This window comes from uncultured Parabacteroides sp. (assembly GCF_905196875.1).
GTDB lineage: Bacteria > Bacteroidota > Bacteroidia > Bacteroidales > Tannerellaceae > Parabacteroides.
The window spans coordinates 20,329-27,202 of the sequence record NZ_CAJJWO010000068.1 but is presented as its reverse complement, the minus strand read 5'-3'; the positions used below and the strand labels follow the sequence as shown (position 1 = coordinate 27,202).

Sequence of the window (6,874 nt, the reverse complement as noted above, 5' to 3'; positions counted from 1 at the left end):
TTACTTAGTAAGTAGACTCACATTTACTTATCGAGTAGATTTGACCTTACTTACTAAGTAAGTTTTCCTCTTATCGGGCACTACCGCTCAGCTTCTATTCACAAAAACATCTTAAACGGGAGTAACCTTTTAAATTTAATACCTATTTTTGCATAAACAGGTATTATAAAACAAATATGACAATATCATTTCACACAATTATCTCCCATTCTTTGAATATTCCGGACGGACAAGTCGAAAGGACGATCGGACTATTGAATGAAGGAGCAACAATCCCTTTTATCAGCCGGTACAGGAAAGAAGTTACCGGCGGGCTGGATGAAGTTCAGATTGGCAATATCAAAGACTTGCTGGATAAACTTACCGAGCTGAAAAAGAGAAAAGAAAGTATTTTATCCTCTATCGAAGAGCAAGGCAAGCTGACTCCCGAGTTAAAGAAACGTATAGAAGACTCGTGGGACAGTACGGAAATAGAAGATATCTACCTTCCATATAAACCCAAGAGGGTGACAAAAGCAGAGATAGCCCGCAAGAAAGGGCTGGAACCTCTCGCTCAACTAATCATGTTGCAGAACGAGCGTAATCTGATAGACCGGGTGAAGAACTTTATCAAAGGCGAAGTCAAAAATGCCGCCGAAGCCCTGCAAGGAGCACGCGACATCATTGCCGAATGGGTCAACGAAAACGAAAGTGCACGTAACGCCGTGCGCAACTCTTTTGCCCGGACAGGAATAATTACTTCCAAAGTAATCAAAGGAAAGGAAGAGGAAGGAGCCAAATATCGCGACTACTTCGAATTCAGCGAACCATTGAGCCGTTGCAGCTCCCACCGTCTACTGGCTCTTCGCCGCGGGGAAGCCGAAGGAATCCTTCGGGTAAGTATCTCACCGGATACCGACGCGACACTCGACCGTCTGAAGCGACAGTTCGTAAAAGGCCGTAACGAAGTTTCCGACCACGTAGCCGATGCTGTCGACGACTCTTTCAAACGTTTGCTGAAACCATCCATCGAAACAGAATATGCTAACCTCAGTAAAGCTAAGGCCGACGAAGAAGCCATCCGCGTCTTTGCCGAGAACCTTCGTCAACTACTGCTTGCTCCTCCGTTGGGACAAAAGCGCGTGCTGGGCGTCGATCCGGGATATCGTACCGGCTGCAAGCTGGTGTGCCTCGATGCGCAGGGCAATCTGCTTCATAATGAAGCCATCTATCCCCATCCACCCCAGAATGAGAAAAGCAAAGCTGCCGCGAAAGTTGCACAACTGGTAGCGACTTATGCTATCGACGCAATTGCTATCGGCAACGGGACAGCCAGCCGCGAAACGGAACAATTCATTACCAACATACGCTACGATCGTAAAGTACAAGTATTCGTAGTCAGCGAAAACGGAGCGTCTATCTATTCTGCGTCTAAAATTGCACGGGATGAATTTCCGGAATATGATGTAACGGTACGCGGTGCAGTCAGTATCGGACGCCGGTTGATGGACCCGTTGGCCGAACTGGTCAAAATCGATCCGAAAAGCATCGGTGTCGGTCAGTACCAGCATGATGTCGAACAGGGTGCTTTGAAGAAAAGTCTGGATCAGACCGTTGAAAGTTGCGTAAATATGGTTGGGGTGAATGTGAACACTGCCAGTAAACATTTGCTTACTTATATTTCCGGCTTAGGCCCCACCCTTGCACAAAATATTGTGGATTACCGTGCAGAACACGGTCCTTTCCAGTCGCGCCGTGAATTGATGAAAGTGCCCCGCATGGGGGAAAAAGCTTTTGAACAAAGTGCCGGATTCTTACGTATCCAAAACGGGAAGACTCCTTTGGATAATTCGGCTGTTCACCCCGAAAGTTACCCGATTGTGGAGCAGATGGCAAAAGATCTGAAATGCACGGTTGAAGAACTTATAACCAACAAGGAACTAAAGAAGAAACTCGATCTTAAAAAGTACATCACCGACAAAGTGGGAATGCCCACGTTGCTGGATATTATGGAAGAACTGGATAAACCGGGACGCGATCCGCGTCAGGCAATACAGGTCTTTTCTTTCGATCCTACTGTCAAAACGATAGAAGACTTAAAAGAAGGTATGGTATTGCCGGGCATCGTAACGAATATTACGAACTTCGGATGTTTTGTCGATGTCGGTATCAAAGAGAACGGACTGGTTCATATTTCAGAACTGGCCGATCGTTTCATCAGCGATCCGACACAGGTTGTATCCATACACCAACACGTCAAGGTGAAAGTTATGAGCGTGGACCTGGCCCGTAAGCGGGTTCAACTATCTATGAAAGGGTTATGATATGAAAATTAATAAGACAAATGTAGCAAGGCTGTTGGATAAAGCTAAAATAGTTTACCAGCTGGTGCCTTACGAGGTCGACGAAAACGATCTGAGCGCCACCCATGTTGCAGAACAGCTTGGAGAGAATGTAGAACAGGTATTCAAAACATTGATCTTACATGGCGACAAAAGCGGATATTTCGTTTGTGTCATTCCCGGAGCGGATGAAGTGGATTTAAAGAAAGCAGCCAAAGTGTCGGGAAACAAAAAATGCGAAATGATCCCTGTTAAAGAGTTGTTGCCTCTGACCGGTTATATCCGGGGAGGATGTTCTCCTATCGGAATGAAGAAACATTTTCCCACTTACATCCATCTCAGTGCGGAGAATTTCGAAAATATCTATGTAAGTGCCGGACAACGCGGTTTGCAGGTTTTATTGGCTCCGGCCGACCTCGTTCGCGAAACGAATGCTTCGCTGGCCGATCTGGTAAGCGGCGACTAGCTGCACAAACTCATTTTGACCGAAAAAACGATAGAATCACCTGACAATATCGTTTTTTCGATCAAAAAATAAGATTGTCAGCAAACAATTTCATTTTTTCATTCAAAAAGTAAAAGAATCGACAAACAATTTCATTTTTCCGGTCAAAAAATAAGATTGCCCGCAGTTTCTTTCATTTTTTTGATCAAATGATGAAAGAAACTACGGGCGCTACCATTTTTCCGGTCAAAAAGTGTTTTCAGAACTTTCTGAAAGTATATCTTTTCCCTTCGCTATTCAGGATCAAATGTTTTCTGTTGGACTCTTCAATGGTAAATGTGCGTACAGTTTCTTTCCAATCTGTGATTTTAATATATTCTGTCGCCATACGAGGTACATTTGTAAGTTCCAATATCAACTGATTATCATCCTTTAATGTATTAAAACCATGTTGAATGGCGAATGAATCGGCAGACGGAATATACACCTGATACATAAACAGAACATTTTGAAAATTATAAAACACTGTATCAGCCTGTATCACTTTTCCGTCAGCTTCCACCTGTTGCAATTGCCATTTGCCTTCCAGCTTATGTTCGATATCATCATTACATGCTGCCATTATGATTGCGACAGCGGCTATTAACCAGTATTTCATATAACTTTTTTATAAGACGCCCTTTGTGCTGGGCAATTCATATTTATAAATATCACGGCGTATCGCCATTTTTACAGATCGTGCCAAAGCTTTGAAGATTCCTTCTATCTTATGATGTTCGTTTGCTCCCTCTGCTTTAATATTCAGATTCATGCGCGCCGCATCACTCAGGCTTTTAAAGAAATGGAGGAACATTTCGGTAGGCATATCACCGACCTTTTCACGATGAAATTCAGCATCCCAAACCAGCCAGGGACGTCCTCCGAAGTCGAGAGCCGCACTACACAGGCAATCATCCATAGGAAGAGAGTAGCCATACCGTTCAATTCCCCGTTTGTCGCCAAGTGCTTTCAACAAAGCTTCTCCAAGGGCGATTGCAGTATCCTCTATCGTATGATGTTCGTCTACATTCAAATCGCCTTTTACACGTATAACCAAATCAACTCCGGAATGTTTTCCTATCTGATCCAACATATGGTCAAAAAAACCTAATCCGGTCGAGATTTCGGTTTTTCCATTTCCGTCTAAATTGATTTCTACATAGATATCTGTTTCTTTTGTTGTACGTTGTACGACTGCACGACGCTCACCGGCAAAAAGATATTCCGTTACTTTATCCCAATCATCAGTGATCAAAACCGGTGAAATAGCGGGATGTTCGGCTAGCAATCTGTCGGCCTCTTCATCGGCAGGGCGTAACCAGATCGCTTTAGAACCAAGGTTCACGGCCAGTTCCATATCAGTCAGACGATCGCCGATCACGTAACTGTTTTCCAGGTCGTATTCTCCACTCAGATATTTACCAAGCATACCTGTACGAGGTTTACGATTGGGCGAATTATCTTCCGGGAAAGAACGATCGATCAAGATATCATCAAAGACAATCCCCTCACCTTCCAGCGCTTTGAGCATTTTGTTATGAGCTGGCCAGAAAGTGTCTTCCGGGAAAGAATCCGTACCCAGTCCATCCTGATTTGTCACCATGACAAACTCGAAATCCAACTGTTTACGTATGAAATATAAGTTACGGAACACTTTGGGGTAGAACTCCAGCTTTTCCAGACTATCCAGCTGATAATCTACCGGCGGCTCTATTACCAACGTCCCGTCCCTATCTATAAAGAGAGCTCTTTTCATCCTTATATACTTTTTAATGCTTTAAGTAATGCATCGTTTTCTTCAGGTGTACCAACGGTAATACGCAGGCAACCATGACACAAAGTTACATTATTTCTGTTACGTACAATAACGCCTTTCTTTACTAATTTATTATAGACAGAGTCGGCTTTACCAACATCAACAAGAATAAAGTTAGCATCGGTCGGATACATTTTACGTACAATGGGAAGTTCCGGTAATGCCGCTTGCAAACGAATACGTTCCGACATAATACGACGTAGCTGTCCTAACATTTCGCTTTCGTTATTCAAGATAGCCAAAGCACGTTCCTGAGTCAGAATATTAACATTGTACGGATACTTGATCTTATTCAGGATCGCAACGATCTCAGGAGAAGCAAACGCCATTCCCAAACGGATACCGGCTGCTCCCCACGCCTTGGAGAGTGTTTGCAGGACGATCAGGTTAGGGAATTTTTTCAACTCCGGAAGGAAAGAAGGTTCTTCCGAGAAATCGATATAGGCTTCATCCAATACGACAATTCCTTCGAAGTTTTTCAGTATTTTATAGATCTCATCCCGGTTCAGGCTATTTCCTGTCGGATTATTGGGAGAACAAAGAAAGATTATCTTTACCCATTCGTCCACCTCTTCCAGTAATTTGTCAGCATCCAGTTCAAAGTCTGCCGTCAATTCTACTTTCCTGAATTCCACGTCATTTACATTAGCGGCCACTTCATACATTCCGTACGAAGGCGTTATACTGACTATGCAGTCTACCGCCGGTTCGCAAAATGCACGAATCAGAAGATCGATCGGTTCATCGCTTCCATTTCCCAGAAAGATCGAATTGCGGTCTACATCTTTCAATTCGGCAATGCGGTCTTTCAGTACCCATTGCAACGGGTCAGGATAACGATTATAAGGTTCGTTATAGGGATTTTCATTGGCATCCAGAAAAACAGATGCACTTCCGTGAAACTCGTCTCTTGCTGAAGAATACGGTTTCAATTCCCAGATATTGGGTCTTACCAGGCTTTTTAAATCCATCATATTGTATTCAATCTAATAGTTACTGCATTACGGTGAGCATCCAGCTGTTCGTTTCCGGCCATGATCTGAATGGTTTCACCTAAGTTTTTAATACCTTCGGCTGTGATCTCCTGGAAAGTTATCTTCTTGATAAAACTATCCAGGTTTACTCCGCTATATGCCTTGGCATATCCGTTGGTCGGTAAAGTATGATTTGTTCCGGATGCATAATCGCCTGCACTTTCCGGTGTATAAGGGCCCATGAAGACACTACCGGCGTTCTCTATCTGTCCGGCAATATGGGTATAGTTTGCTGTTTGTATGATCAAATGTTCCGGAGCATACATGTTTGTGAAGTCGATCACTTCCTGTTCATCCTTCAAGACAATTATGCGACTATGATCCAATGCCTTTTCTGTAATCTCTTTGCGGGATAATTTCGACAATTGCTCTTGAATGGCCTCGATCACAGGAGCAACAATCTCTTCAGATGAGGTCACCAATATAGCCTGACTGTCAGCCCCATGTTCCGCCTGTGAAAGGAAATCGGCTGCAATAAAATCAGGATTGGCAGTCTTATCGGCAATTACTTCTACTTCGGAAGGGCCGGCAGGCATATCGATAGCGACATCTTTCAGGCTTACAAGCTGTTTGGCTGCCGTTACATACTGATTTCCGGGACCGAATATTTTATAGACTTTTGGTACCGACTCTGTTCCGTATGCCATAGCAGCAATGGCCTGTATCCCACCCGCTTTGAATATCTTACTAACGCCTGCTGTCTTTGCTGCAAAGAGGATAGCCGGATGAACTTTCCCTGCTTTATCAGGAGGAGTACATAACACAATCTCCTTGCATCCTGCGATATGTGCCGGAACCGCCAGCATCAACACAGTGGAAAACAAAGGAGCTGTTCCTCCCGGAATATACAATCCGACTTTTTCGATAGCAACAGCTTTCTGCCAACAAGTTACACCCGGTGTCGTTTCTATCTTTTGCCCGGAGAAACGTTGCGAAGCATGAAATTTTTCGATGTTATCTTTAGCCGTACGAATAGCCTGTTTCAAATCGTCGGAAACGAGTCCGTAAGCCTCTTGCATTTCGGCTTCCGACACCTGAAGGGCCGATAGTTTCACCTTGTCGAACTTCTCCTCATAACGCTTAACGGCCACATCCCCTTCGCTACGCACTTCATTCAAAACGGTACGGACCGTATCAAACAATGTCGTTACATCCAATGCCGGTCGCTTGACCAGCAACGACCAGTCATCTTTTGACGGATATTTAATTACTTCCATAA

General features: G+C 44.0%; 6 protein-coding genes. 2 read left to right on the top strand and 4 right to left on the bottom strand.

From position 1 onward, the window contains the following. Positions 1-176: 176 nt before the first annotated feature. Positions 177-2,303 carry a Tex family protein gene (locus QZ076_RS17710; protein ID WP_293715487.1) on the top strand — a complete coding sequence of 709 codons (2,127 nt, stop codon included), beginning with the start codon at positions 177-179 and terminating at the stop codon, positions 2,301-2,303. 1 nt (position 2,304) lies between these two features. Next, positions 2,305-2,787, top strand: coding sequence for a Cys-tRNA(Pro) deacylase (gene ybaK / locus QZ076_RS17705; protein ID WP_293715484.1), 483 nt, complete (start codon positions 2,305-2,307; stop codon positions 2,785-2,787). A 238-nt stretch (positions 2,788-3,025) separates the two neighbouring features. On the opposite strand, the gene QZ076_RS17700 is transcribed toward ybaK, so the two are convergent. Genes QZ076_RS17700 through hisD form a run of 4 tightly spaced genes read right to left on the bottom strand, consistent with a single transcriptional unit; the run spans position 3,026 to position 6,872 of the window. Then, positions 3,026-3,424: a lipocalin-like domain-containing protein gene (locus QZ076_RS17700; RefSeq protein ID WP_293715481.1), complete on the bottom strand. Its 399-nt coding sequence runs from the start codon at positions 3,422-3,424 to the stop codon at positions 3,026-3,028. 9 nt (positions 3,425-3,433) lie between these two features. Next, the gene (gene hisB, locus QZ076_RS17695) at positions 3,434-4,561 is read right to left on the bottom strand and encodes a bifunctional histidinol-phosphatase/imidazoleglycerol-phosphate dehydratase HisB (RefSeq protein WP_293715479.1); all 1,128 of its coding nucleotides are present in this window, start codon (positions 4,559-4,561) and stop codon (positions 3,434-3,436) included. A gap of 2 nt (positions 4,562-4,563) precedes the next feature. After that, the gene (gene hisC / locus QZ076_RS17690; RefSeq protein ID WP_293715476.1) at positions 4,564-5,595 is read right to left on the bottom strand and encodes a histidinol-phosphate transaminase; all 1,032 of its coding nucleotides are present in this window, start codon (positions 5,593-5,595) and stop codon (positions 4,564-4,566) included. Next, complete coding sequence (gene hisD / locus QZ076_RS17685) at positions 5,592-6,872, bottom strand: histidinol dehydrogenase (protein ID WP_293715473.1); 1,281 nt, start codon at positions 6,870-6,872, stop codon at positions 5,592-5,594. The genes hisC and hisD overlap by 4 nt, the downstream gene beginning before the upstream one ends. Positions 6,873-6,874: the final 2 nt, after the last annotated feature.